The organism is Bacillus sp. AM 13(2015), from assembly GCF_001518755.1.
In the GTDB taxonomy this organism is placed as follows: Bacteria; Bacillota; Bacilli; order Bacillales; family Bacillaceae; genus Bacillus; species Bacillus safensis.
In genome coordinates this window covers 61,305-88,193 of the sequence record NZ_LKCP01000036.1, presented here as the reverse complement: position 1 = coordinate 88,193, position 26,889 = coordinate 61,305, and the positions used below count along the sequence as shown (strand labels likewise).

General features: G+C 41.7%; 23 protein-coding genes, 3 pseudogenes and 1 riboswitch. Of the genes and pseudogenes, 17 read left to right on the top strand and 9 right to left on the bottom strand.

Translation table 11 applies throughout. The features are described from left to right. Nucleotides 1-424 (top strand): annotated as a pseudogene (locus tag AOQ70_RS04905) (DNA-binding domain-containing protein); the annotation flags it as partial. An 18-nt stretch (nt 425-442) separates the two neighbouring features. Here AOQ70_RS04905 and AOQ70_RS04900 read toward each other — a convergent pair. After that, a complete protein-coding gene (locus tag AOQ70_RS04900; protein ID WP_058838168.1) occupies nt 443-1,048 on the bottom strand; it encodes a TetR/AcrR family transcriptional regulator in 606 nt (201 codons plus the stop codon). An 88-nt stretch (nt 1,049-1,136) separates the two neighbouring features. Between AOQ70_RS04900 and AOQ70_RS04895 the strand changes: the two genes are divergently transcribed. Further along, complete coding sequence (locus tag AOQ70_RS04895) at nt 1,137-1,685, top strand: hypothetical protein (protein ID WP_039181417.1); 549 nt, start codon at nt 1,137-1,139, stop codon at nt 1,683-1,685. 37 nt (nt 1,686-1,722) lie between these two features. Here AOQ70_RS04895 and AOQ70_RS04890 read toward each other — a convergent pair whose 3' ends face one another. The 3 genes and pseudogenes from AOQ70_RS04890 to AOQ70_RS04880 all read right to left on the bottom strand — a co-directional run bounded on the left by AOQ70_RS04890 (nt 1,723) and on the right by AOQ70_RS04880 (nt 4,292). Further along, nucleotides 1,723-2,661, bottom strand: a complete 939-nt coding sequence (locus tag AOQ70_RS04890) for a metal ABC transporter substrate-binding protein (RefSeq protein WP_039181414.1) — start codon at nt 2,659-2,661, stop codon at nt 1,723-1,725. Between the two features lie 13 nt (nt 2,662-2,674). Next, a pseudogene (locus tag AOQ70_RS04885) lies at nt 2,675-3,549 on the bottom strand (metal ABC transporter permease). Then, nucleotides 3,549-4,292 (bottom strand): metal ABC transporter ATP-binding protein, encoded by a 744-nt coding sequence (locus tag AOQ70_RS04880; protein ID WP_058838166.1) that lies wholly within the window; start codon nt 4,290-4,292, stop codon nt 3,549-3,551. The pseudogene AOQ70_RS04885 and the gene AOQ70_RS04880 overlap by 1 nt, the downstream one beginning before the upstream one ends. 413 nt (nt 4,293-4,705) lie before the next feature. Between AOQ70_RS04880 and AOQ70_RS04875 the strand changes: the two genes are divergently transcribed. From AOQ70_RS04875 to AOQ70_RS04845, 7 genes and pseudogenes are all read left to right on the top strand, one after another. Next, a complete protein-coding gene (locus tag AOQ70_RS04875; RefSeq protein WP_058838165.1) occupies nt 4,706-6,805 on the top strand; it encodes a heavy metal translocating P-type ATPase in 2,100 nt (699 codons plus the stop codon). A gap of 141 nt (nt 6,806-6,946) precedes the next feature. Continuing rightward, nucleotides 6,947-7,633, top strand: a complete 687-nt coding sequence (locus AOQ70_RS04870) for a DsbA family protein (protein ID WP_025094107.1) — start codon at nt 6,947-6,949, stop codon at nt 7,631-7,633. Continuing rightward, the gene (locus tag AOQ70_RS04865) at nt 7,630-8,043 is read left to right on the top strand and encodes a disulfide oxidoreductase (protein WP_059375049.1); all 414 of its coding nucleotides are present in this window, start codon (nt 7,630-7,632) and stop codon (nt 8,041-8,043) included. Before AOQ70_RS04870 ends, AOQ70_RS04865 begins: the two co-directional genes overlap by 4 nt. Before the next feature lie 347 nt (nt 8,044-8,390). Then, nucleotides 8,391-9,002, top strand: coding sequence for a trimeric intracellular cation channel family protein (locus AOQ70_RS04860; RefSeq protein ID WP_059375048.1), 612 nt, complete (start codon nt 8,391-8,393; stop codon nt 9,000-9,002). Nucleotides 9,003-9,314: 312 nt separating this feature from the next. After that, nucleotides 9,315-11,329: pseudogene (locus AOQ70_RS04855) on the top strand (Na+/H+ antiporter). A 63-nt stretch (nt 11,330-11,392) separates the two neighbouring features. Then, the gene (locus AOQ70_RS04850) at nt 11,393-12,292 is read left to right on the top strand and encodes an ROK family protein (RefSeq protein WP_059375047.1); all 900 of its coding nucleotides are present in this window, start codon (nt 11,393-11,395) and stop codon (nt 12,290-12,292) included. Between the two features lie 38 nt (nt 12,293-12,330). Further along, on the top strand, nt 12,331-13,176 hold the full coding sequence (locus tag AOQ70_RS04845; protein ID WP_059375046.1) for an aldo/keto reductase: 846 nt from the start codon (nt 12,331-12,333) through the stop codon (nt 13,174-13,176). 39 nt (nt 13,177-13,215) lie between these two features. Here the strand turns inward: AOQ70_RS04845 and modB are convergent, their stop codons facing one another. From modB to AOQ70_RS04825, 4 genes are all read right to left on the bottom strand, one after another. Beyond that, nucleotides 13,216-13,881 carry a molybdate ABC transporter permease subunit gene (gene modB / locus AOQ70_RS04840; protein ID WP_059375044.1) on the bottom strand — a complete coding sequence of 222 codons (666 nt, stop codon included), beginning with the start codon at nt 13,879-13,881 and terminating at the stop codon, nt 13,216-13,218. Then, complete coding sequence (gene modA, locus AOQ70_RS04835; RefSeq protein WP_059375043.1) at nt 13,881-14,657, bottom strand: molybdate ABC transporter substrate-binding protein; 777 nt, start codon at nt 14,655-14,657, stop codon at nt 13,881-13,883. The genes modB and modA overlap by 1 nt, the downstream gene beginning before the upstream one ends. Nucleotides 14,658-14,773: 116 nt before the next feature. Beyond that, nucleotides 14,774-16,624, bottom strand: coding sequence for an LTA synthase family protein (locus tag AOQ70_RS04830; RefSeq protein ID WP_039181389.1), 1,851 nt, complete (start codon nt 16,622-16,624; stop codon nt 14,774-14,776). Between the two features lie 125 nt (nt 16,625-16,749). Then, nucleotides 16,750-17,235: a metal-dependent hydrolase gene (locus AOQ70_RS04825; RefSeq protein ID WP_047202394.1), complete on the bottom strand. Its 486-nt coding sequence runs from the start codon at nt 17,233-17,235 to the stop codon at nt 16,750-16,752. Between the two features lie 171 nt (nt 17,236-17,406). On the opposite strand from AOQ70_RS04825, the gene AOQ70_RS04820 reads away from it, so the two are divergent. The 3 genes from AOQ70_RS04820 (at nt 17,407) to AOQ70_RS04810 (ending at nt 19,959) form a co-directional block, all read left to right on the top strand. Further along, entirely contained in the window at nt 17,407-17,835 is a 429-nt protein-coding gene (locus AOQ70_RS04820) for a MarR family winged helix-turn-helix transcriptional regulator (protein WP_024423455.1), read from the top strand. Between the two features lie 81 nt (nt 17,836-17,916). Continuing rightward, nucleotides 17,917-18,060, top strand: coding sequence for a small acid-soluble spore protein SspJ (gene sspJ, locus AOQ70_RS04815; protein ID WP_041088277.1), 144 nt, complete (start codon nt 17,917-17,919; stop codon nt 18,058-18,060). 122 nt (nt 18,061-18,182) lie between these two features. Continuing rightward, nucleotides 18,183-18,361, top strand: a riboswitch (Lysine riboswitch). A 191-nt stretch (nt 18,362-18,552) separates the two neighbouring features. Next, nucleotides 18,553-19,959 (top strand): amino acid permease, encoded by a 1,407-nt coding sequence (locus AOQ70_RS04810; RefSeq protein WP_059375042.1) that lies wholly within the window; start codon nt 18,553-18,555, stop codon nt 19,957-19,959. 35 nt (nt 19,960-19,994) lie between these two features. Here the strand turns inward: AOQ70_RS04810 and AOQ70_RS04805 are convergent, their stop codons facing one another. Next, a complete protein-coding gene (locus AOQ70_RS04805; protein ID WP_059375040.1) occupies nt 19,995-20,933 on the bottom strand; it encodes an iron-hydroxamate ABC transporter substrate-binding protein in 939 nt (312 codons plus the stop codon). Between the two features lie 260 nt (nt 20,934-21,193). Here AOQ70_RS04805 and AOQ70_RS04800 point away from each other — a divergent pair, with 260 nt between their 5' ends. From AOQ70_RS04800 to AOQ70_RS04780, 5 genes are all read left to right on the top strand, one after another. Further along, nucleotides 21,194-22,246: a FecCD family ABC transporter permease gene (locus tag AOQ70_RS04800; protein WP_059375039.1), complete on the top strand. Its 1,053-nt coding sequence runs from the start codon at nt 21,194-21,196 to the stop codon at nt 22,244-22,246. Beyond that, nucleotides 22,247-23,269, top strand: a complete 1,023-nt coding sequence (locus AOQ70_RS04795; RefSeq protein ID WP_059375038.1) for a FecCD family ABC transporter permease — start codon at nt 22,247-22,249, stop codon at nt 23,267-23,269. A gap of 20 nt (nt 23,270-23,289) precedes the next feature. Continuing rightward, nucleotides 23,290-24,105: an ABC transporter ATP-binding protein gene (locus AOQ70_RS04790; protein WP_039181374.1), complete on the top strand. Its 816-nt coding sequence runs from the start codon at nt 23,290-23,292 to the stop codon at nt 24,103-24,105. A gap of 174 nt (nt 24,106-24,279) precedes the next feature. Further along, on the top strand, nt 24,280-25,002 hold the full coding sequence (locus AOQ70_RS04785) for a response regulator transcription factor (protein ID WP_059375037.1): 723 nt from the start codon (nt 24,280-24,282) through the stop codon (nt 25,000-25,002). Nucleotides 25,003-25,005: 3 nt separating this feature from the next. Then, the gene (locus AOQ70_RS04780; RefSeq protein WP_059375036.1) at nt 25,006-26,760 is read left to right on the top strand and encodes a HAMP domain-containing sensor histidine kinase; all 1,755 of its coding nucleotides are present in this window, start codon (nt 25,006-25,008) and stop codon (nt 26,758-26,760) included. The last annotated feature ends 129 nt before the right edge of the window (nt 26,761-26,889 follow it).

Genomic DNA, 26,889 nt, shown 5'->3' with positions numbered 1-26,889 from the left:
TGAGAAGGGGTCTAAAGATTTATTAGATATGATTCTGTTTACAGACCAGTATTTAGCGCTGCATGCTGATCATCATGATTCCTTTCCTTCTTTAAGAGATCATTTTCACTGGGATTACGGAGGATAAATTAAGTGAGCCTACACATCGGCAGACATCGCAAGAGAAGCAAAGGCAGCCGAGCAGCGGGTAAGACGTGCGATCAACCAATCATTGAAACATATCGCATCACTTGGGCTAACCGATTTTTCCCATCCAACATTTGAAAATTACGCATCAAAATTTTTCGATTTCACCATCGTGCGAAAGAAAATGAGTGAATTGACGAAAGAGATGAGCGGAAGAGAAGAACACACCCGTATCAATGTGAAGAAATTTGTGCAGGTGCTTTACTACGAAGCAAAACGTATTTTTATGGAAGATTAAAAAAGACATGCTCTCCAATTAGGGAGACATGTCTTTTTTTGTGATGGATTGCAGGTGCATTTGCAGCACGGAGCGTATGAGCTGAGGTGGTAACCGATGAGGCTGTACAATTCCATTCAATGCAAGCCCATTAATGACCGCATAAAGCCGCTCAGTTTCTAATAAAAGATCGATATCATCTAGCAGCAGCCCATCCTCTTTCAATTTCATTAAACAATATTGGGCGGTTTGGAAAAGTTCGTCATACATCTTTGCATTGAGCGGCTGTAGATCTGGTTCAGTCAGTGCCTTGACGGAAAAAGCCTGCCACACCTCCATTTCAAATTTTCGTTCTTCATCAAGTGGAAGAACCTGCTCCAATAAATTGATGACATTTTCCTCCGTTGAACCGTTTAATGGAAGCCCTGTAATCCGCTCCTTGACTCTTTCCTGAATTAAATTCATGGAGAATAGAAACAACTCTTGCTGTGTGGAAAAATAATGACGCATAGAGCCGGCTGAAATTCCAGCTTCTACTGCTATTTTTCGTACAGAAGCGCTTTCCAAGCCTTCTTGTTTAATCACTCTCATTGCAGCTTGAGCGACCTTTTGTTTTTGTTTATGGTGATCAACGATTTTTGGCATACATTGATTTTAGCATAGCTGTTGTTTTTTTAACACATCTGTGTTATTTTTTATTTAATACAATTGTGTTAAAAAGGATGTGGGGAAATTGGTCGGGTTACTGATTGTGGCATGTGAAATTGGTTTTTGGCTGTTTATTTTAATGGGTTTAACGCTTCGTTATGTGTTTAAACAGAAAAAGTGGGGTGCTTTCTTTCTTGTCTGTACGCCGGTTTTAGATCTCATCCTTCTTGCGGCTACTTATATAGATTTAAGACAGGGGGCTGTGGCGACTGTCATCCACGGGCTTGCGGCTGTTTATATTGGTGTGAGTCTGGCCTTTGGACATCAAATGGTGAAATGGGCAGATGCTAAGTTTGCTTATCGTTTTGCAGGTGGCCCTAAGCCAAAGGGAAAACCAAAGTACGGTAAAGAGCGGTCTATGTATGAAATGGTCGGCTGGGCTCGGCATGTCATTTCTTATGTCATCGGAGCGGGGCTGTTATATGGTTTGACCTATCTCATCCAAGCACCAGAGCGGACGGAAGCGCTGATGCAGCTTGTCAATACATGGGGAATGATCCTAGCCATTGATTTTGTCATTAGCATCAGCTACGTCATTTGGCCGAAAAAACATCCGGAAAATATAGCAGGCTGACAAAAAAGACAGGCGGATTCACTCCACCTGTCTTTCCTTATGATGACAACCCTTTGTAAATGGTGTCAATATTCCATTTCATCATCTTATAGTAGCTGTCTCCATCTTCACCTTTTTTTCCAATAGAGTCAGTGAAGACTTTCCCTTTGATTGGAACCCCGGTTTCCTCAGAGAGGCTTTCAAGGCTTCGTTTATCAACGCTTGTTTCAAGAAAGAGAGCAGGAACTTGATGATCTTTGACAAAATGAATGATGCGCTTCATTTGTCCTGGTGTTCCTTCACTTTCTGTGTTGATCTCCCAAATGTAGCCGGCTTTCAGTCCATACGCCTCTGCAAAATACTTGAATGCTCCTTCACTTGTGACTAGGAGCTTTTTGTCTTTTGGCAGCTGATCAAACTTGTCTTTTGCTTCATCGTGAAGCGCTTGAAGCTTTTTAATATAGGCTTCTGCATTTTTTTCGTAATCCTCTTTATGCTCAGGGTCCGCTTGAATGAGGGCATCTCGGGCATTTTGGGCATAAAGGATCCCATTTTCAACATTCAGCCATGCGTGGGGGTCCTGCTGGCTTTCGAGCCCTTTTGAAGACAAATGCTTCACTTTGACGCCTTTACTCAGCTCGGCTACAGGTGCATCATCCCCGTCCTTGCCGCTCGATTCAAGCAGCTTTTGAAACCAGCCGTTTCCTGTTTCAAGGTTCAAGCCATTATATAGAACAAGGTCTGCATCCGTCGTATATTGAACATCCTTTGGCAGTGGGTCAAATTCGTGTGGGTCTGTACCAATGGGAACAATGCTGTGAATAGAGACATGCTGCCCGCCTACTTCCTTCACAATGTCATAAAGAATGGAGTAGGTCGTGACAACTTTTAATGTGCCGTCATCTTTACCGGAATTACTTTGCTGGGTCGAACAGCCTGCGATGATCATAAGGGCAATGAATACTGCGGTCAAACGGATTGCAAATACCTTCTTCATATATGTCCTCCTTTTACATAGACGCTTCCTTTTTTAAGTGCGTTCGTTTTCGTTTAGATTTTAATGATCTCCATAGAATGCCTTGCTTTGGTGAAAAGATAAAGGCACTGCCGAATAAAATGGTGGCGACCAGCACGATGGAAGCACCAGACGATAAGTTATACGTAAAGCTAAGCCCTAGGCCTACGACAGCAGATACAGCACCGAAAAAAGCAGATAAATAAATCATGATCCAGAGCCGGTCTGTCAAGAGATAAGCGGTGGCTGCCGGCGTGATCAGCATGGCAACGACAAGAATAATCCCAACGGTTTGCAGTGATGCAACGGTTACAAGGGTCAATAAGGTCATGAGAAAATAATGAATCATACGATTCGGCAAACCGTAAACCGAAGAAATCACCGGATCAAATGAACTAATGAGCAGTTCCTTGTAGAAAACGATGACGGCTAGCAAAATAAAAATGCCGATGCCAAGTGTAATCCACATATCAGCTGATCGAACAGCTAGTACGTTTCCAAATAGAATATGATATAGATCACTCGAACTTTTCAAAAATGTGATCAAAATAATCCCGATTGAGAAAAAGGCTGTAAAGACAATGCCGATGGCTGAATCATTTTTTATGCGGCTGTTTTGACTCACGTAACCGATTCCAATCGCTGTTAACACGCCAGTAAACGACAGCCACGAAGAAAAAAGTTAATTCCAAGCATATAAGAAATGGCGACACCTGGCAGTACGGCGTGTGAAATGGCGTCTCCCATCAAGGCCATGCCGCGTAAAATGATAAAGCAGCCGATAACGCCGCAAATGATGCCTACCATAACGGATGTAAATAGCGCTTTTTGTAAAAAAGCATATTCAAAGAGTCCGGTTAAAAATTCCATTACACGTCTCCTCCTGCTGATTTTAAGAATGGCAGCTGTGTTTCATATGCTTCCAGCATGATCTCTGGGCGAAGGATGTCGTGTACAGACCCTGCTTTGATGAGTTTTTTATTTAACAGAACAAGATGGCTGAAATAATCATCTGCCTTACTCAAATCGTGATGGACAACCAAAATGGTTTTTCCTTCATCTCGTAATTCCTTCAAAATGCGCACCATCGTTTCTTCACTTGCCATATCAATCCCGACAAACGGTTCATCCAAACAGAAGAGCTGTGCGTTTTGAGCAAGAGCCCTTGCAAGGAAGACACGCTGCTGCTGCCCGCCGGATAACTCACCGATTTGTCTTTTGGCAAAGTCTTGCATTCCGACTTTTTCTAAACAGTGATACGCATATGCCCGGTCTTCTTTTTTTGGACGTTTCATTAGTCCGAGCTTCGGATATGTTCCAAGTAGTACGGTATCCAGTACATGAATGGGAAACGTCCAATCTAAATCATTTCTCTGCGGTACATAGGCGATCTGTTTTCTCACTTGTTTAAAGGGCTGTTCAAAAAAACGAATATCCCCTTGATCTTTTTCAATTAAATCCAAACATGCCTTGAGTAACGTCGATTTACCAGCACCATTTGGACCGATGATTCCTGTCATTGTCCCTTCCTGTATGGAAAGAGAGACGTTCTCTAATGCATCTTGTCCGTGATATGAGACATGAAGACGGTCGATTGTTAAAGCATTTGACATCTCTTGCGGCCCCTTTCAATCATGATTGCACTTCCTAAAGATATATGCATAAAATAAATAATTTTGACTAAAGGATGAAATGATTCTCTAATGCTAATTTGTTTCCTTAGGGAAACTTTTATTTTATTCTAAGCGTCTGTCCTTCTTTTGTAAAGAGAAAAACTGAAAACGATCGTTTTTATGTTATGCGGGGAGCAGGGGACATGAGCTTGATTTATTGAAAATCCGTATGACAGAATCGGACACAAAAAAACCAATTATTTCTTCATAAATGATTGACAGAAGACAAGAACTCCTCATATAATAAAGGTAATCCAATATATGAATATATGCTCATATATAAAGTTTTTGATTTTTAATAGGTTTAATCGATCCAGGGAACGTTACTTATCATATAGAAAAAAGGTGAGAACATGAAAAAAATGAAGGATGAATACGTATTAAACGGTCTTGATTGTGGAAACTGTGCACGTAAAATTGAAACAGGTGTCAGCAAAATGGATGGCGTTGAAGCTTGTTCCGTTAATTTTGCGACAGGGACATTGACTGTCACACATGCAGATAAGCAAGAAACGATGTCAAAGCGTATTGAAAAAACGGTTCAGTCCATCGAACCTCATGTGAGTGTATCACCAAAAGAAGAAGGCCATCATCACGATCATGATCATGGGACAAAGAATTTAAAAGCGATTGTGCTGAAATTAATTGGCGGTGCAGTCATTGGAACAGCGGCTTATTTCATACCAGAAGATGGCTTACTAAAATTCATCACGTTTTTCGCAGCCTATTTACTAGTCGGCGGTGATGTTGTTTTTAAAGCGCTGAAAAATATCGTGCGCGGCCAAGTATTTGATGAGAACTTCTTAATGACCATTGCAACAGCTGGCGCTTTTGTGATTCAGCAATATCCAGAGGCACTGGCAGTGATGCTGTTTTACCAAATTGGAGAGCTGTTCCAAGGGGCAGCAGTGAATCGTTCAAGACGATCCATTAGTGAATTAATGAATATTCGCCCTGAATATGCGAATCTCAAAGTAGGAAATGAAACGAAAAAAGTGAAGCCGGAAGAAGTAAAAGTCGGTGACCGTATCGTCGTGAAACCAGGCGAAAAAATTCCACTTGATGGCCTCGTCATTGAAGGCTTTTCACTCGTGGATACCTCCGCATTAACAGGGGAGTCTGTGCCGCGGGATGTAGAAGCAGGGAAGGAAGTTCTTGCAGGGTTTGTGAATCAAAACGGGATTCTTGAAATTGAAGTGCAAAAAGGACTTAGCGAATCGGCAGTGACGAAAATTTTAGACTTGGTTGAGAATGCGAGCAGCCGAAAAGCGCAGACAGAAAACTTTATTACAAAGTTTGCAAAATACTACACACCGGCTGTTGTTGTATTGGCATTACTGCTTGCCTTTGTGCCGCCGCTTCTCATTCCATCAGCACAATTGTCTGACTGGGTTTACCGGGCACTCGTTTTCCTTGTTATTTCATGTCCGTGTGCGCTTGTCGTGTCCATCCCATTAGGATTCTTCGGGGGAATTGGGGCAGCTTCTAAACGAGGCATCCTTGTAAAAGGCAGTAACTATTTAGAAGCACTGAACTCTGTGAGCTATGCTGTATTTGATAAGACGGGCACACTCACAAAAGGAAACTTTACGGTGACCAATATCGTGACAGCTAGCGAAAAGTGGTCAGAAGAGGAGCTGCTTTCTTTTGCAGCTTTAGCAGAAGCTCATTCTTCACATCCGATTGCTGAATCAATTAAAGCGGCATATGGTTCTCCGCTTGATGAAAGCCAGATCGAAGCATATGAGGATATTGCAGGACATGGAATTAAAGCGACCATCAGTGGTTCACAAGTCTTGGCGGGAAATCATCGCTTGATGGAACGAGAAGGCATTTCATATGAAAAAGAAAAACGAAGCGGAACGGTTGTGTACATGGCGATTAACGGTGAGTTTGCCGGATCGATCTTGATTGCAGATGAATTAAAGGATGATGCAATTGAAGCTGTCTCCGCTCTAAAAGCGTCTGGCATTCAAACTGTCATGCTGACTGGTGATGCCAAACAAGTCGGAACAGCGGTCGCCCAGCAAATTGGCATAGATGAAGTACATGCAGAATTATTACCGCAGGATAAAGTAACAAAATTAGAAGAAATTGATCAGAAAAAAGCGCCTCAAGAAAAATTATTATTTGTTGGGGATGGCATTAATGATACACCGGTATTAGCAAGAGCAGACATAGGTATTGCGATGGGCGGACTTGGTTCAGATGCAGCGGTAGAAGCAGCTGATATCGTCATTATGACAGACCAGCCGTCAAAAGTTGCAGAAGCCATCGCTGTCGCTAAACGAACAAGAAGAATTGTATGGCAGAACATCGCATTTGCTCTTGGGGTTAAAGGGGTTTTCCTATTACTCGGTGCATTTGGTATTGCGACCATGTGGGAAGCCGTCTTCTCGGATGTCGGTGTGACCGTACTAGCTGTTTTAAATGCCATGAGGGTGATGAAATAAAATTGTAAGGAAAAATTCATGAATACCATCTTTCATAATGAATCCCCTCTTGTTAAAATAGAAGAAGTTGGATAATGGCATTATTCTAAGCTATTATCCTTTTTCTTTTGAAGGAATGAAAAAGATAAGGTAGGTGCTTATGTGAGTAAAAAAAATAATCAATCTTCATCCATTAAATTTGCTGTTATTTTAACCATTATCGCAGCTCTTCTCATCGGATTATTCGTCGTCATTGGGAACAACAACAGCAAAGAAGCACAAACGGTTGACAGTAAGCCTTCTATTAAAGGACAGCCTGTCATGGGAGATAAAAACGCAGCCGTGCAAATTGTCGAGTTTGGGGATTATAAATGTCCTTCATGTAAATCATTTGAAACAGACATTTTCCCAAAACTGAAAGCGGACTACATAGATAAAGGCGATGTATCATTTTCGTTTATTAACTTACCACTTCCTGTTCATGGAGATGGCGCTGTATTAGCAGCACTAGCTTCTGAAGAAGTGTGGAAAGAAGATCCGAAAAACTTTTGGGCATTTCATGAAGCTGTCTATCAAGCACAGCCAGATAGTGAAGCAGAATGGGTTACGCCTGCTAAGCTGACGGAGCTAGCGAAAAAGACAACAAAAATAGATACGGACAAGCTTAAAGATAACCTATCAAAGAAAACATATCAGCCGCAGCTGAACACAGACGATCAGCTTGTGAACCAATATAAAGTGAATGCAACACCAACTCTTTTCATTAACAATAAACAAGTCCAAAACTTTTATGACTATGATGAAATCAAAGAATTAATTGATCAAGAGCTCAAAGGGAAAAAATCATGAAGAATAAGCTTGTTTACTTATACAGTGCTTGGATCGTCTCTATCGTTGCGACGATGAGCAGCCTGTATTTAAGTGAAGTAAAAAAGTTTATCCCATGTGATATGTGCTGGTTTCAGCGCATTTTCATGTACCCGCTTGTGCTTTTACTTGGAATTGCGACATTCAGAGGCGATGTGAAAGTGAAATATTACGTTCTGCCTTTGGCTATGATTGGCGCTTGTTTTTCTATTTATCATTATATGGAACAAAAAATACCTGGCTTTGCATCAATTCGCCCTTGTCTGAGCGGTATTCCTTGTTCTGTTGATTATTTGAACTGGTTTGGTTTTATCACCATTCCACTACTAGCCCTTATTGCATTTATTCTCATCATCATTAGTATGCTGCTGTTAAATGCAAAAGAAGATTGAAGGAGATAGCCTGCTTATAAGCAGGCTATCAGCGTGTAGACAAACCCTCGCATTCGTTGTCAGTCCTGCGCGCTGGTGCTCACGAATGTCAAATTCGCTCCGCTCCAGTACTCGTCCTTCCTAGACTTCAAAGGTTTTCTATCACGCTGAAAAGAAGACAAAGAGCTAAAATAAAGATCATTTTAGCCCTTTGTCAACAATCTGTAGCCTGCTTATAAGCGGGCTATTTTTTATTTTTGCAAAAAGATAAAATTTAAAGAAAATTTGTATTGCTTTTCGCCTGTGTCAGATATACATTAAGGGAGTAGTATTAGATGATTAGATAATGGTAAGGAGATAAGCGGAAAATGGCATGGGAAGTCTTAAGTATCATTGGCATTGTCGCATTCGCCATTAGTGGTGCGATTGTGGCAATGGAGGAAGAGTACGATATTCTTGGTGTGTACATTTTAGGGATTGTGACAGCATTTGGCGGTGGAGCGATTCGGAATCTATTAATTGGTCTTCCGGTGTCTGCTTTATGGTCACAGGGCAAAATGTTTACCATTGCCCTTGTATCTATTACGATTGTGTTTCTTTTTCCAAAGCTTTTGCTTAAGCACTGGAGCACATGGGGAAATTTCTCGGATGCGATCGGTTTAGCAGCGTTTGCGATTCAAGGCGCACTATTTGCTGTGCAAAGAGAACTCCCGCTCAGTGCGGTCATTGTGGCAGCCATTTTGACTGGAAGCGGCGGCGGAATTGTACGTGATTTATTAGCAGGACGAAAGCCGCTTGTGCTAAAAGCAGAAATTTACGCCGTATGGGCAGCCCTTGGCGGCTTATTCGTCGGACTCGGCTTAGCGCAAGGCGAGCTTGCTTTATATATGCTGTTTGTCATCCTCGTCGTATGCAGGGTTTGTTCCTACTTATTCAAATGGCGTCTTCCCGCCAGGTCTTATTTTTTAAATAAAGGGTGAAACGAAAAAAGGGCGATTCCGCTCTTTTTTTTTGTTTATTAAGAGCTCAATGTCAGCAGATGTTGGAGTTTTCGTGTAAAATAAAAAAAGGTCTATTGTTCATCATTTGAACAATACATATGATGAAAATTTTGTCAGCAGGCTGAATATCTGGATTCAGCCTTTTTTTGCCTAGATGGATTGTTATGTGTTGGTTTCACTTTTTGCGGAATACTAAAGAAGCACTTCTGATCGGACGGATGGATGAAATGAACACATCTTTGCATGTAAGCAAAACTTGACGAAAAATATACATAGGAGGGACATGTACTAGTGGAGATTTTTTTGGCAGTGCTCGTACTACTGGCACTCATTGCAGCATCTAATATTATCAATCGTTTTGTCCCCTTTATTCCTGTTCCGTTAATTCAAGTGGGCTTAGGAATATTGGTGGCAGCTTTTCCTTCAGGTTTACATATTTCTTTAAATCCTGAACTCTTCTTCGTTCTATTTATTGCGCCGCTGTTATTTAATGACGGGAAGCGTACCCCAAGGGACGAGCTATGGAAATTAAGAGCACCTATTCTTCTTTTAGCGCTCGGTTTAGTCTTTGCGACTGTCGTTGTAGCGGGATATACCATTCATTGGATGATTCCAAGCATACCGCTTCCAGCCGCATTTGCGCTTGCAGCGATTTTATCACCGACAGATGTGGTGGCAGTAAGTGCTTTATCCAGCCGTGTGAATATGCCAAAGGGCATCATGAGACTGCTGGAAGGCGAAGGCTGATGAACGATGCATCAGGACTTGTCGCCTTTAAATTTGCCATTGCCGCAACAGTGACGGGAGCCTTTTCAATTGCTCAGGCATCCTTTAGCTTTGTCCTCATTGCCGCAGGTGGTTTATTAACTGGATTTATTCTATCCTTCTTTATCATTCGTTTTCGCTATTTTCTCCGCCGTTTAGGAATGGACGATGTCACGATGCATATCATCCTGCAAATCCTTACACCATTTGTGATTTATTTAGCAGCAGAAGAAATTGGTGTATCCGGAATTTTAGCCGTTGTGGCCGGTGGTGTGACGCATGCCATTGAGCAAGATCGAATGGAAGCGAATTTAGCCAAACTGCAAATTGCTTCATCAAACACATGGAATATTATTTTATTTATTTTAAACGGACTTGTTTTCGTCTTACTTGGATTGCAGATTCCGGATGTTTCTACAGTCATTTTCCAAGATGAATCCTTTAACAATATGCAGGTGATTGGCTACATCTTAATTATTACACTATGTCTCATGGTGCTGCGGTTCTTATGGGTATGGTTGTTCTGGGCAGGAAAATGGAGTGCAACAAAAAAGCAAAATGTGAAAAAGCCGAAGTTTCGCGCCTCGATGCTGATGACATTCTCTGGTGTCCGCGGGGCTGTGACATTAGCCGGTGCCTTCTCTATCCCATTTACGCTTGCGGACGGATCACCATTTCCAGAGCGGCACTTGATTATTTTCCTCGCAGCAGGCGTGATCTTATGTACACTCATTTTAGCTAGTGTGTTACTGCCTCTTTTATCTGAGAAAAAAGACAAGCAGGTCGACGTGGACTTGGATACAAAGATTCAGCATGCAAAACGGAAGCTGCTCAGAAGTGCTATTAAAACGTTAAAAGAAGGGATGAATGAGGACAACAGGGAAGTATCCCTTGCACTCATCAATGATTACCGAATGAAGCTGAGAAATATCCAGCGTGAACCATACCAATTCGGGATGAGAAGACAAGAGAAAAAAATCAGACTGCATGGTATCAAAGCAGAACAGATGAAACTTCAACAATTAATTGATGATGAGAAAATTGACAAGGAAGAAGCTTATGAGCTGCAAGAGAGATTTCATGAGCTGGAAATGCTGTACTCAAACTCATTCAAAATTCGTTTTTCAAAGGTGAAGTTTCTCCGCTTGCTTCAATGGCTGCAATTATGGCGGCCGAATCAGCACATTTCAAACGGTATTTTAGAAAAAGAGGACTCGTATAAACAAATCCGTAAGAAAACGGCTGAAGCTGCGGTAGACTCGATCAAACAGCATATGACAGATGAAAACCAGCAAACGTGCCACCAAGTTATTGGTTTTTACAACCAAGTGATTTACCGCTGTGAACACGGTCCAAGCTTCTTCCAGCAAAAAGACCGTTCATTTGACCGAAAGAAAAAAGAGCTAAACTTCCAAGCTGTACAGACGATTCGAAATGAAATACAAACCTTATATGAAGATGGTGAGATCAACCGTGATATTGCCCATCATTTAAGAGAGTATATCAATGACATGGAAGCTGTTCTGCTCACTAATACGTGATGTTGTCATCTTCTCCCCCATGTTTTATGATGAAGAAAGAGAACGAGCAGGGGGAGATCAATGATGGCTTATTATGGAGCAATTGAAGCTGGGGGTACAAAATTTTGTTGTGCAATCGGTAATGAGCATGGAGACATCTTAGAGGAAATGACGATTCCGACAGAGCACCCGGATCAAACAATACAAAAGCTCATTCCATTTTTCAAGCAGCATGACATTGTAGCATTAGGGGTTGGCTCCTTTGGACCCATTTGTGTACAACAGGACGATCCTTCATACGGTTATATCATGAACACACCGAAAGTGGAGTGGAAGCAATACCCGTTCATTCCTGAGCTTGAGAAGCAATTAGGTGTCCCCGTATCTTTTACAACCGATGTCAATGCCGCAGCACTAGGTGAATTAACAAAAGGGGCAGCCAAAGGGCTAAGCAGCTGTTTGTATATCACGGTCGGTACAGGCATTGGTGCGGGGGCTGTTGTGAAAAATGAGCTTCTACACGGTCATTCACATCCTGAGATGGGGCATATCCTTGTCAGGCAGCATGAATCTGACTCATTTGCAGGTGTCTGCCCGTCACATGGAAATTGCTTAGAAGGACTGGCAGCTGGACCAGCGATTGAGAAAAGGTGGGGGAAACCTGCCAAAGAGCTGACGCAGGATGAAGCGGTTTGGGCACTTGAAGCGGACTATTTAGCACAGGCGCTTATGCAGTACTCGCTCATTTTAAGCCCAGAGCGCATCATCATGGGCGGAGGCGTCATGAAGCAAAAGCAGCTATTCCCACTCATTCGAGAGAAGCTAGCTGCTTATGTCAATGATTATGTGGACCTGCCGCCGCTTGATACATACATTGTCTCCCCTGGACTTGAGGACAAGGCTGGCATGACTGGTGCGCTGCTCTTAGCCATCGAAGCGAAGAGAAACGCTGATAATAGAGTTTTGAAGCGCAACATGAGATAATGAAAGAGATGGAATCTATAAAAAAGGTGGTTGTTAAAATGGTCAAAAGCTTGAATGATACCGTAACACTGAATAACGGAGTGGAAATGCCTTGGTTTGGTTTAGGTGTATTCAAAGTGGAGGACGGCAATCAAGTGGTAGATGCCGTAAAAGCAGCCATACGGAACGGATATCGCAGCATTGATACGGCAGCTGTTTATAAAAATGAGACAGGCGTAGGAAAAGCGATTAAAGAATCTGGTGTGAAACGAGAAGATTTATTTATTACGTCTAAAGTATGGAACACAGATCAAGGCTATGATAAAGCGCTTGAGGCGTTTGACGCAAGCTTAAACCGATTAGGTCTTGATTACTTAGACCTCTATTTGATTCATTGGCCTGGACCAAATGCAGATACATTTAAAGAGACATGGCACGCACTTGAGAAGCTTTATAAAGATGGGAAAGTCAGAGCCATTGGAGTCAGCAACTTCTATATTCAGCATTTAGAAGAGCTGTTAAAAGATGCTGAGGTTGTTCCAGCTGTGAACCAAGTGGAGTTTCACCCGAAACTGACACTTGTTGAACTGCGTCAATATGCAAAGGAAAAAGGCATTCAAATTGAGGCGTGGTCTCCGCTGATGCAAGGGAAGCTATTAGATCATGACGTTTTGAAAGACATTGCTGCACGCTACAACAAATCTGTTGCTCAAGTCATCTTGCGCTGGGATCTGCAAAGCGGTGTCGTGACAATTCCTAAATCAATCAATGAAGAACGTATTAAACAAAATGCAGACATCTTTGACTTCGAGCTTTCTAAAGAAGACATGGAAAAAATCGATGCATTAAATAATAACGAACGCGTCGGCTCGAATCCAGAGACGATGACGGTTGGGTTTGAATAAATAAAAAAATCCTCTTTCTCATGTGAGAAAGGGGATTTTTTACGTACTGCTTCGGCGCACAGCCAACAGCATGATAAAAGATAGAATCACAATACAAATCGTCCAAGCCCAAGCAAGCTCCATTCGTCCAGAATCAATTGCCACATAGATAGCGGTTGGGAGTGTTTGCGTTTTTCCTGGGATGTTGCCGGCAAACATTAAGGTCGCCCCAAATTCTCCAAGGGCTCTGGCAAAGCTGAGGATGCTGCCTGATAAGAGGGAAGGCAGGGCAAGTGGTACTGTAATATAGGCAAAGACTTGGAATGAATGAGCACCATCTACTTTTGCAGCCCCTTCAATGTCTGACTCAATCGTAGAAAATCCAGCCTTTGCAGATTGATACATAAGCGGGAATGCCACAACCGTTGATGCAATAACTGCCGCCCACCATGTGAAAATGACCGGCTGGTGAAAGATCCATTCAATCGCGCCCCCGATCATGCTATGCCTTCCGAATATGACGAGCAATAAAAAACCTACAACCGTTGGTGGGAGGACAAGCGGAAGCATCAACAGCGTTTCCACAATCATTTTTCCTTTAAACGAGCTTCGTGCCATCCAAAAGCCAATCGTTGTGCCAAAAACAGTGGCAAGCAGCCCGCTTACAACGGCAACTTGCACGGACAGCCAAATGGGAGATAGAAATTCTTCAGTCATCATAGGCATTAATTCACTTGAAAGCCGTACTTCTTAAAAATTGATTTGGCTGTTTCTGATTGAAGAAATTGAAAAAAGGACTTGGCTTCCTCTACATGTTCTGTCCCTTTGACGATTCCTACTGGGTAAATGATTGGGGAATGCATGTCCTGATTGGCTTCAGCTGCAATCTTTACTTTTTTGGAAACGAGGGCGTCTGTCTTATACACAACACCAGCTTCCACATTTCCTGTTTCTACGTAGCTTAAAACTTGCCGCACATCCTTGCCGTATACAGCGTTCTTTTTCACTTGATTCCAGATGTTCAGCTTTATGAAAATCTCTTTGCCGTATGTACCAGCAGGAACGGATTCTGGTGTGCCAAGAGCAATCTTCCCTTTTATGTGCTGGGCGTCTTGAAAGCTTTTAATAGAGGAAGAATGATCATTTGGCACAATGAGTACAAGCTCATTTTGGATGGCATCCTTGATAAAATGTTGATCGATATCTCCAGATTGCACAAGCTCATCAAAGGGCGCTTCAGCTGCTGAGAAAAAGAGATCCGCTTTTGCCCCTTGCGCGATTTGCTGCTTCAATGCGCCGGATGACCCGAAATTATTTGTTAATGTCACATTCGGATGCTCATCATTAAAGGCGGATTCAATTTCCTTTAGTGCATCCTGAAGACTTGCCGCTGCTGAAATGACAAGTTCTGTTTTTTTGCTTGTATCCGATGACTTCATCTCTGTTTGACACCCGCTCAGGAGCAAGCAGATGGCGATGAAGGGGAAGAACGCATACTTCATGTTCACACCTCTTATTATTCAATATCATATGTATTCTTTATTATAAGCAAACTTATTTGACCATTCATAGGCTTTCAGTAAAAAGAGAAAAGAAAAAGCCGCCAGATGGCGACTTTTTAATGCTGATAAAAACGCAGCAAATTCCCATTGATCACTTTGTCTGATAAGGAAAGTTCTTTATTGGCTTTTTCGATATAAGGCTGACACACCTCATCCTGTTCAACAGGTTCTTTTGTTTTTTGATCATAGCAGGTGTTCTTTGTATAGAGATAATCATCTGTAATAAAGTTCCCGTTTCTCAAAACAGCAAAAGGTGTCCGTTCGTTTGAAAATAAGTCATTGCCAAATTGAATGGCATCCTTCGTTTCAATACCGAGTAAGTGCAGGAGTGTCGGCTTCACGTCGATTTGCCCAGCTGTTTCAGAAATTGTCTGCGGTGCTTGATCTGTGACCCCCGGAATGTAAATTAAAAAGGGCACCCGCTGCAATTTCACAGCATCAAACGGTGTGATTTCATCTTTTTTGAGCAGCTCTGCCATTGCCTGATGGTGTGCCTCGGAGATACCATAGTGATCCCCCATGAGGACAAACATCGTATTGTCATACAGTCCTTCTTCTTTCATGCGGTCAAAAAATGTCTTAATGGCTTCATCCTGATAGCGGACGGTCGTCACATAGCGGTTTAAAATGGCGCTGGACGAATCATATTCATCAATCAATTGATCCTTTGGATCGATTTCAAATGGAAAGTGATTGGTCAAGGTAATAAACGTGCTGTAATAAGGCGCCTTCAACTTTTTTAAATAATCAATGGATTGGTCAAAGAAGTCAATATCCTTTAAGCCCCAGCCAGTTGAATTCTGTTCATTGACCTGATACGAATCGACATCATAAAAGCGGTCAATCCCAAACGATTCATACATCACATCACGATTCCAAAACGTTTTATTATTCGCATGAAATTGGACGGATTGATAGTTTTCTTTTTTCAACTGCTTGTATAACGTGTCATATTCGTTGTCACTCGCTGTGAAAAAGACAGCACCGCTGCTAGATGGGTAGAGGGAATTTGCGACAATAAACTCTGAATCCGACGTCTTTCCTTGCTCAGTCTGCTGATAAAATTCATCAAAATAAAAACTCTTTTTAGCGAGTTGATTTAAAAAGGGGGTGATGTATTGTCCATTCACCTTTTGATCAACGACAAATTGCTGTGTTGATTCGAGTGAAATGAACACAACGTTCTTCCCTTTAGCAAGTCCAAAGTACTCTTCGTTTGGTGCACTGTAATCAGCCTTTGTGTAGTTTGCTACGGTTGAAAGTGTATCTTCATCTGCAAAGGCTTTTTGTCCAATACGCGCTGTTTGGGCAGCCCCGTCATACAGGTGGAACTGGAACAGCCCAAGGTTTCGTACAATCACTTCTCGATCATAAGAGCTTGTCAGAAAGCGAGGGTGATCCATCATGGCTGAACTGACATGAAACAATAGAAAGCTACAGCACACCGCATAATATGTTTTGATCGTTTTAAAGGAGGCTTTTGGCGCTAAAGGCTTGCGCTTTAACAGCCACGCCAGCACCACGAAATCAATGAGCATCAGTAAAAACAGTGGGTGAAATAATTCTGTCATACTGCTGCCCATATCTCCCATGTTTTTCGCTTGGAATAAGACAGGGATTGTAATGAAATCAATATAAAATCCATAAAAGATCGTATTCGATATGAGAATCGCTGTCAAAATCAAATTTGCGGTTAATAAAAATACCTTTTGCTTCGTTTCATTTAAAAAAAGAGCAATCCCAAACAAAGGAAGCAAAAAGCTAAGTGGATTGATCAAAAGCAGCCATTCATGAAACAGATTGGCCGTTCGTATGTGAAATCCGAATTGATAAATGATGTATGTTTTCATCCACATGAAGAGGATGGAGTACACTAAAAACCAGTGATTTTTGAAAAACGCTTTCATTTATGTAGCTCCTCACCATTCTGTATTCAGCTGCAAGGCAAAAACACTTATCTTAAACCTACTAAAAAAATGAGGAATGATCAATTCATATCCTGTGTTTTTCGGAAAACTCTCTTTCTGATTCATTAGAATGGGATGGAGATGCCGCAGAGGACAGCGATGTAATAGCAGGTAACGACGGTGAGAGCAGCTAGTACGACCTGTTCTCCTGTGCTGCCTGTTTTGACATAGAAGGGAAGACGCACTTTAATGGAAGCCGGAAATAAAAATTTAATCCCATTCACTGTTCCTGCATCCAGAATGAGATGGCTTGCCATCCCGACTAGTAAACCGATACTTAGGCTGTCATTTGGAATGTATGTTGTTGCTAGAAAATAAATGATCAGCAAAAATAATAAACTGTGTGTAAACGTGCGATGACCGAACACACTGCTGATCAGTGTCGAGAGCAGCGGGAATTTTCTGCCGATTTTACTTTTTGTATGGCAAAGATCAGGGATCAGAGCACCTGCTGATCCAGCAGCAGCCATCGTCACTGGGTCGAATCCATAATAGTAGGCAACGGCTGTGGAGGCGGCAATTCCGCCCATGATGTGTGTTTTTCCTGTCATGATGCGTACTCCTGTTCTATCTTTAGTTCAAGTACTCACTATATCAAGGGTGGATTCATTCAGCAAGGCTTATTTCTAAAGAAAAAGAGGCCAAAAGGGTTGGCTGAATGGAAAAACATTCTATAATAAGGGGGAAGTCATGTTGATACTAACGATAAGGATGCGATTCGGATGGGTAATGCAGACATTTTAAAAGAAATTGTTCTTGTACATTATGAAGTCAGCCGTAAATTAAACCGCAAGTTACTTGAGTTAGAGAAAGACATCACGCCCCCACAGATATATGCTCTTTCTATTTTGATACAAGGCAAAGTATCACATGCCGAAGAGCTGAAGCAAAGACTCTCTTTAAACCCTGGTGCAGCCTCTATTGCACTCAATAAATTATGTGAGCAGGGTTATATTCAAAGAGAACGGGACAAGGACGATTCGTCACTTGTCCGTTTAGAAGTCACGGAAAAAGGGATGGCCATTTATGAAAAGCATACTCGTCTTTTCGGAAAGGTGATTCAGCATATGATGTCAGACTTCACAAAGGATGATTTAAAAACCTTTCTGTCGTACTTGCAAAAAATGAGGCAGACCTTTCATGATGATTGAGCCTCTTCCCTTGTATAATGCTGAGCGCTGTAGCACAAATTAAACAGGCAACCGCATTATATGAAAAGGGAGGAAACAGCGATGTCATTTTTCCAAAAGGATAAAAAAGCGAAAAGTGAGAAAAACCATCAGCAGGTAGATCAGCTGTTAGAGGAAGCAAGTAAAGAGCTAGCAGGCGATCCGCTTCAGGAAGCTGTACAAAAGAAGAAAAACAACGATCAATAAGCAAGGTATAGGGCAGAGAAACAGTTCTCTGCCTTTTTTCTATGTTTTTCCCTTTGACAGATGTGAGAATGTTTGATAACCTTCGTGTAGTAAAAATGAATAGAAATCCTCACGCTATGTCTCAGTGAGGTAGAGGTTGCGCGGATGATGAGTCACTCATAGGAGAGATGGAATCGTAGATCATGAGAAAAAAGGCATCAGCGCCGAAGTGTAGAGAGAGCTCCAACTTTCTTTATGCTGGGTCTGCATTGAATAAATGCAGGACTGCCACGTCTTTGAAGCGTGGAGGGCTATCCGGAGATCAAGGTGTATGTTTTGAAAAGCATGGACTTTTGTTCAGGCTTTTTTTTATGTTCTGAGTCACAAAAATAAGGGTATGCTGTTAAAAAGTAATCCATTATGAACATAAAGAATGCAAGTCATTGCTTCACAAATATATCAATGAAGATACTGCCGGGTCTGGTCCAAAGTGAATAAAACGGAGGTACGGAAATGGAACAGACAAAAAAATGGGGTTTTTGGTTATTGACGGCTTTTGTCGTCGGAAATATGGTAGGTTCAGGCATCTTTATGCTGCCAAGTACGCTTGCCCAGCACGCAAGTCCTTTAGGTGTGACGATGGCATGGATTGTCACAGGCGGCGGTGTGCTGATGATTGCGCTTGTATTTGGGCATTTGTCCATTCATAAGCCGCAGCTGACAGCTGGACCACAAAGTTATGCAAGGGCGCTTTTTAAAGATCCGAAAAAAGGGAAAGCAGCTGGATTTACAATGGTGTGGGGATATTGGGTGGCAAGTTGGATTAGTAATGTCGCAATTATTACAAGTCTTGCTGGTTATTTAACGACTTTTTTCCCGGTTCTCACAGTGAAGACTGAAGTTTTTACCTTTGGAAAAGAAGCGGTCACGCTTGGTCAGCTCATGACGTTTATCGTATGTACCCTTCTTCTATGGGGAACACATACCATTTTAATTACAAGCTTAAGTGCTGCAAGTAAATTGAATTTTATTACGACCTTTTCAAAGGTGCTTGGATTCGTCCTTTTTATTGTTGCGGGATTATTTGCATTTCAAACGGCATTATTTGAACATTACTACTTCCCGGTTGAAACAGGCAGCGAAGGAGTGCTTGGCCTTGGAGGTCAAATTCATCATGCGGCTATTTCCACACTATGGGCATTTATTGGAATTGAATCAGCTGTCATTTTATCAGGAAGAGCATCCTCACAGCGTGATGTGAAACGTGCGACCATTACAGGTCTTTTAATCGCACTTTCGATCTACATGATTATCACATTGATTACGATGGGCGTTCTGCCGCACGATCAATTGCAAGGCTCTGACAAACCATTTGTAGACGTGCTTCAGCTTATTATTGGGCCAGCTGGTGGAATTGTCATGGCTCTGCTGGCGATTATTTGCTTGTTTGGTTCGATGCTTGGCTGGATTTTACTTGGTTCAGAAGTGCCGTATCAAGCAGCAAAGGCTGGTGATTTTCCGGCAGTATTTGCAAAAACAAACAAAAAAGGAAGCCCTGCTTTCGCTTTGACTGTTACAAATATTATGTCACAGCTGTTTATCTTCTCTGTGATGTCACGTACGATTAATGAAGCTTTTACCTTTTTAACTACATCAGCGACACTTGCGTATCTTATTCCGTATATTGTGTCTTCCATCTACAGCTTTAAGGTCATTATGCAAGGTGACACGTATGAGCTTCAAAAAGGAAATCGAACGAGAGACGGCATCATTGCACTTGTTGCCATGGGGTATTCAGCTTGGGTCATTATTTCAGGAACAGCCGACTTGAAAACCTTTGGTCTTGGAATCGGTCTATTCTTAGTAGGTATTTTGCTTTATCCATTCATGTCAAAAGGATTTGCCAAAGGAACGGTATAAGGAAGACGTTTCTCCATCTCTGGAGAAACGTTTTTTTATGATGCAGATGTCAATCGATCCACAATAAACTCTAGCTGACCTTCTAGTGACACTGGGTCATTAAAGAAGAAACCGACTGGATCTATTTCGAATACATGTTTATTTTTGACGGCAGGAAGTGATGTCCAAATGCTGCTTTGATACACTTGGTCACCTTTACTTTTTGAGCCGCTCCATGGACCTGTGAAAATATAGTCGCCTGCGAATTCTGGCAACTTCTCAAGAGAAATATTCGCATAGCCAACACCGCTGTCGATCGCTTCTTTTTTGACAGCCTTCGGTGCTTTTAATTTCAGCTCGTCATAAATGATTTCGCCCCCGCGGGCAAAGGTGTTTCCGAAGATATAAATGCCTTTATCAAATGGCGATACGATCGAGACTGTTTTGCTGCCGACAGCTTTGGTTACCTTTGGTTTCACCTCAGCAATTTTGGTATCCCATTTTGTGATCCATTCTGTTGCTTTTTTTGGTGTACCTGTCATTTTACCGAATTCTTTTAGCTGGTCTTTGAAAGAATATTGATTGTATTTTACCGCTACAGTTGGGGCGATTTTTTTGTATTGATCAAACTTCTCATCTTCTCCCCAAGCAATAATCATATCTGGCTTTAAAGCGGCTACCTTTTCGACCGATGGGGTTCTTCCGAGATTTTCCACTCCATCTGTTTTCCCTTTATAAAAAGGGTTTTTAAAGATGGGTGATGTTGTAGCAACTGGCGTCTTGCCGAGTGTGACGAGGTCCCCGTAATAGCTTTCTGCAAGAAGAACTATTCGTTTCGGATTTTTCGGAAGCTTCACTTCACCTTTGGCATCCTGATATGTCATCATGTCATTCTGTTTCGCTGCAGATTGTTTATTTGAAGTGCTGCCGCAAGCGGCTGTAAAGATCATAAGGATCGATAAAGAAATCAAAAGAAATCCAGTTCGTTTTTTCACAAAGGTTCTCTCCTATTCATTTTTCCTTGATAATGATTCTCAATTTCATTTTTTATCGTAACATGATAGGAACAAAAATGCATTGGCTAATTTAGACCTAAAGAAAAATGGTGAAATTCTCACAATTTTTTTTGTGAAAATAAAGAAATTTATCAGAACAATGATTTCAAAAAGAAAAGAAAGTGATATACTAGACTTCGAGATTGATAATCATTATCACTGATAGAGAATAAACATGAACGGAAAGGAAGAGACTGGTTTTGGGCTCACAATCGAATAAACAGCTGCCAGCCAGCGATGATACGATCGATATTGTCACGAAGCCTTTTGGAACAGCAGCTGTTATCATCATAGGAATCATCGCTTTAGCATTTGGTCTTTTTTTATCAGTATCATTAGGAGCGGCAAACATTCATCTACAGACTGTATGGGAAGCCGTTTTTCATTTTGATCCACAAGAAACTTCACATCAAATCATTCGGGAATTGAGGCTGCCGCGCACAGTTGGAGCCGCGCTCGTCGGTGCCTTTTTAGCCGTATCAGGTGCCATAATGCAAGGAATGACAAGAAATGCGCTGGCGTCACCGGAGATTATGGGTGTGACAAATGGCTCCGCATTTGCGATTGCCATTGCATTAGCATTTTTCCCTGGCCAATCTTCTTTCACATTAATTCTTTGGTCATTTATTGGAGCCGCACTCGGAGCTTCTATTGTATTTGGTGTCGGTACTATGTCAAAAGGGGGACTGACTCCGGTTAAACTCGCACTAGCTGGTACAGCGGTTGGAGCACTTTTGAGCTCAATTTCTTCAGCCATTGCCATCCGTTTTGACGTCGCTCAAGATATGAGCTTTTGGTATGCTGGCGGAGTGGCAGGTGTGAATTGGAGCAACATTCATATCATCATTCCAGTTGCCATTGCAGGACTAATCATTGCAATGATCCTTGCCCGTTCGATCACGGTTCTGAGCTTAGGTGAAGAATTGGCGAAAGGACTTGGACAGTATACGAAAACGGTCAAGGTGCTTGGCGTATTGGTTGTTATTCTTTTAACGGGTGCTGCCGTGTCGGTAGCAGGCTCTATTGGTTTTATCGGGCTTGTGATCCCTCATGTCACTCGATTCTTGGTTGGAGTGGACTATCGCTGGATTATCCCATGCTCCGCTATTTTAGGGGCCACTTTGTTAATTTATGCAGACATTGCTGCGAGGCTGGTCAACGCTCCGTTTGAAACGCCAGTCGGTGCCATTACGGCGATTATAGGCGTTCCTTTCTTCTTATATTTAGCTAGACGAGAAAGGAGCGGAATTTAAATGGAAATGGTGCAGCAAGCAAAGAAAAAGAAATATCAACGAACGATGCTCATGATTTTTTTCGCGATCGTAGCTGTGTTCCTTATTAGTTTAAATACCGGAGAAATTCGGATCTCTCCGATGGATACATTGAAAACACTTTTTGGATTCGGAAGTGAAATGGATGAGCTCGTATTATTCGAATTCCGACTTCCAAGAATGGTCATCGCTTTACTTGTCGGCGCTTCTATCGCTGTATCAGGAGCGATTTGGCAAGGTGTTTCTCAAAATGGTTTAGCTGACCCAGGTATTCTCGGCGTCAATGCCGGCGCTGGTTTTGCCGTTGTGCTATTTATCTTTGCATTTCAAGGCACGATGACGAATTTAGGTGATTTCACGATTTTTGTACTGCCGCTTTTCGCGTTCGTAGGTGCAGGTTTTGCTGCATTTCTCATCTATGTGTTAGCGTGGAAAAAAGGCATCACACCTGTTCGATTGATTTTAACTGGTATTGGTGTGAATGCTGCGTTTTCAGCAGCGATTGTGGTCATTCAATTGAAAATGAGCCCAAATGATTTTAACCAAGCCATCGTGTGGTTATCTGGAAGTATTTATGGCTCAAGCTGGACGTATGTCCTGTCTGTTCTACCATGGATGGTGATTTTCCTTATATTCGCGATTGTCAGATCACGCTATTTAAATATCATGAATTTGGGTGATCAGCTGTCCTATGGATTGGGTATTTCAGTTCATAAAGAAAGAAGCTTGTTCATGCTGATTGCCGTTGCATTAGCTGGTGCGAGTGTTGCTGTTGCAGGGAGTATTTCTTTCCTAGGGTTAGCCGCACCGCACTTGGCGAGAAAGCTTGTTGGGCCAAAGCATCAAGGAATGATACCGGCCTCCGCGTTAATTGGGGCGCTGTTATTATTATTGGCGGATACACTTGGCCGCGTCATACTTGCACCATCAGAAGTGCCAGTTGGCCTTGTCGTTTCTGCTTTAGGCGCACCTTACTTCATTTACTTATTGATGAAATCGAACTAATGAGGAAGGAGAGACAACATATGAAATCGCTCGAAACAGAAAAGCTTTGTATCGGTTATCAAGACCGTTTGATTGTAGAAGATTTGAATGTCAGTATCCCAAAAGGCAAGGTGACAACACTGATTGGACCGAATGGCTGCGGGAAATCAACCATTTTAAAAACGATGTCTCGTATTATGAAGGCCAATCGAGGAGCTGTTTATTTAAATGGCCAGGCTATCCATGAGACGCCGACAAAAGAAATTTCAAAACAAATGGCGATCTTACCGCAAACACCCGAAGCACCTAGTGGACTGACAGTGTATGAGCTTGTGTCATATGGACGTTTCCCACATCAAAATGGGTTTGGTCGCTTATCAAATGAAGATAAACGAATCATCAGATGGGCACTTGAGGAAACGGGAATGATCGCTTTTCATGATCGACCAATTGAAGCACTTTCCGGCGGACAGCGCCAGCGAGTATGGATTGCGATGGCACTTGCCCAGGAAACAGAGCTGCTCCTATTGGATGAACCTACGACGTATTTGGATCTTGCACATCAGCTCGAGATTCTTCAGCTGTTAGAACGCTTAAATAGAGAGCAGGGGCGAACTGTGTTGATGGTCATCCATGATTTGAATCATGCGGCGCGTTTTTCACATTACATGATTGCCCTCAATCAAGGGAAAGTCATAAAAGACGGTACGCCTCATGAGGTCATGACCAAAGAGGTACTCAGTCAGGTATTCCATATTGATGCAGAAATTGTGCTTGATCCTAGAACGAATAAGCCGATTTGTTTAACATATGATTTAATGAATCATGAACGAAAGCTAGAAGCTGTAAATGGATAATAGATGTAAAGGAACTCGGTGCAGATGCCGGGTTTTTTTGCGTGTTTGAAACTTCCTAGTGCTGCTATTTTCTCCAGTTGATTTTTTTCGCTTTTATGCAGAAAAGAGGTACTTTTTTACTTTAGACAATGGTAATATACGGTTAGAGATCATAGCTAGAAAGGAAAGAGATGCGTGGAAACAGCAAAAATATTGATTGCAGATGACGAAGAAGCAATTGTGAAAATGGTTGAACGCGTATTAAAAAAAGAAGGATTCAAGCATATTTATAAAGCCTACCATGCAGATGAAGCATTAGATGTTGTCAAAAACGAGGACATCCACCTCTTACTTCTAGATGTGATGATGCCCGGTAAATCTGGCTTTGACGTTCTGCCTGAAATCAGAAAAGTAACGAAAGCGCCTATTTTTTATTTAACTGCAAGAACGTCTGATGTCGATAAATTGACGGGCTTTGCGCAGGGGGCAGACGATTATATCACGAAGCCATTTAATCCGCTTGAACTAGTGGCTAGAATTAAGGCTCATCTAAACCGAACATACATCTCCTTACAGGAGGAACAAGAAGACACTCAAAGCCAATATCATTATGCCCATTTCTCCTATCATCCTCATGCAGCCGAATTGAAAGTAAGAGGAGAGGTGACGGCATGCTCAGCTCAGCTTCTTTCTTTGCTGAAGTACTTTTGTGATCATCCTAATGTGGTTCTATCAAAAGATCAAATCTATGAGAAAGTATGGGGCGTCCCATCATATGGTGATAACAACACTGTCATGGTTCATATTCGAAAGCTGAGAGAAAAGATTGAATTAGATCCGAGTCAGCCTGAATATATTGTGACGATCCGTGGTATGGGATATAAATTTATACCACACCCTGCAAAGGTCCTTCAATAGTTTATGAATTTACGAGCAAAACTTTTCTTTCACTTTGTCGGACAAATGTTTATTGTCATTGCCATTCTGATGATCGGGAATACGTTCTCTGAGAACTTATATTTAACAAAACACTATGAGAACATGACTGAAACTGGTTTAACTAAAGCTGATGGAGATACACTCATGAGCTGGCTTTATTTTAACGAGGATGGACAAATGGAAGCCGACGATCAGCTCAAGCAAGCAGTAAAAAAACGAGACGGCTGGCTGCAAGTGATTGATTCGAAAAAGAAAAACGTTTATAGCTATCACCGCCCTAAATCCATTCCAACATCCTATCAAAAGGATGAAATGATCAAGATCTTTGAAAAAAGAGAATTTAAAGATTACAAGATGTACTTCTGGCCAATTGAGATTGATCAAAAAAGCTTTATTGTGTTATACGGGTTCAAAACGAACAGTACAAAGGTAGCCAATTATCTGAAGCAGCACGAGAAAAATTTGGCTGCATTATCTCAATATTCGGTTGAAACGAAAGAATTCTTGAAGAGAATGAACGGATCGGTTCATCTGTTCAATGACGAAGGAAAATATTTAAAAGGCATTCGGACCAACACAAGTTTGAAACATAACGTAACAGATATTGAATTGCTCAAGTATCAATCGAAGCCTTGGGAGTTTAGAAGTGACCTTACTTATATGAAAGTGAATAAAAATCTGTATATCATCGTTTCGGTACCAAATAAAGTATACAGCCCAGATGAGCTTTACGATAAAGAGAGAGACGCTTTAAATCAATATACAACCATCTTAATTGCAGGTCTTGCGCTCACTATTATCATTGTCATGACATTATGGTATTCGTATCGCTATGGGCTGCCAATTTATCACATTATTCGCTGGCTGATTTTCTTATCAAAAAATAAATTGCAGGAACCAACAAATAGAAAGGGAATTCCAGTCAGTAAAAATAAAAAAGGTCGCATTAAGCGGGAATACCGTTTATTTGAGGATATCCTAAAAACAATGGATCAGCTCACACATACGTTAAAAGAGAATGAAGCAAACCGAAGAAAAATTCAAACCACAAGGGAAGAATGGATTGCAGGATTGTCTCATGATTTGAAAACGCCTTTAAGTACGATTTATGGCTATGGACTCATGCTTGAGTCCGATCAATATCAATGGTCCAAGGAAGAAGTCATGGAAATGGGACAGGTGATTCGTGAGAAATCAGAATACATGTCGACACTGATTGAGGATTTAAACCTCACGTACCGATTGAAGAATGGTGCCCTGCCTATTAATCGGAAACCGGTTGAACTCAGTGAATTTTTAGCTTCCATTATGGATGAGTTCTCAAGAAGCTCCTCATCTGAGGATTATCCATCCTCTTTTGAAGATCAAACTGATGGTGTCATATTTGAGATCGATAAAGCCTGGTTCAGACGAGTGATTGAGAACCTGCTGGCGAATGCAGTGAAGCATAACGAAAAAGGCACTCATATTACAGCTGTTTTATCTGAAACAGATGAAGAAGTTCGGATCGAAATGAAAGACAATGGCCGCGGAATGGCACAGGAAACGGTGGATCACCTATTTAACCGCTACTACAGAGGGACAAATACAAATGATCCAACGAATGGAACTGGTCTCGGGCTTGCGATAGCAAAAGAGCTTGTCTTGCTGCATGACGGTGATATTCAAGTTGAAAGTGAACTAGGCACTGGAACAACTATTGCGATTATCCTAAAAAAATCATCACCTGTAAAATAGCCAAAAAACGATTTTCTTTTCTAAAGGAGATCGTTTTTTCCTGTTTTAGGATTGAAATCAAATTTGTAAACGATTACAATAAAATTGTTAACGTGAACAAATCATTTTTATTTATAAGAGAGATGGGGG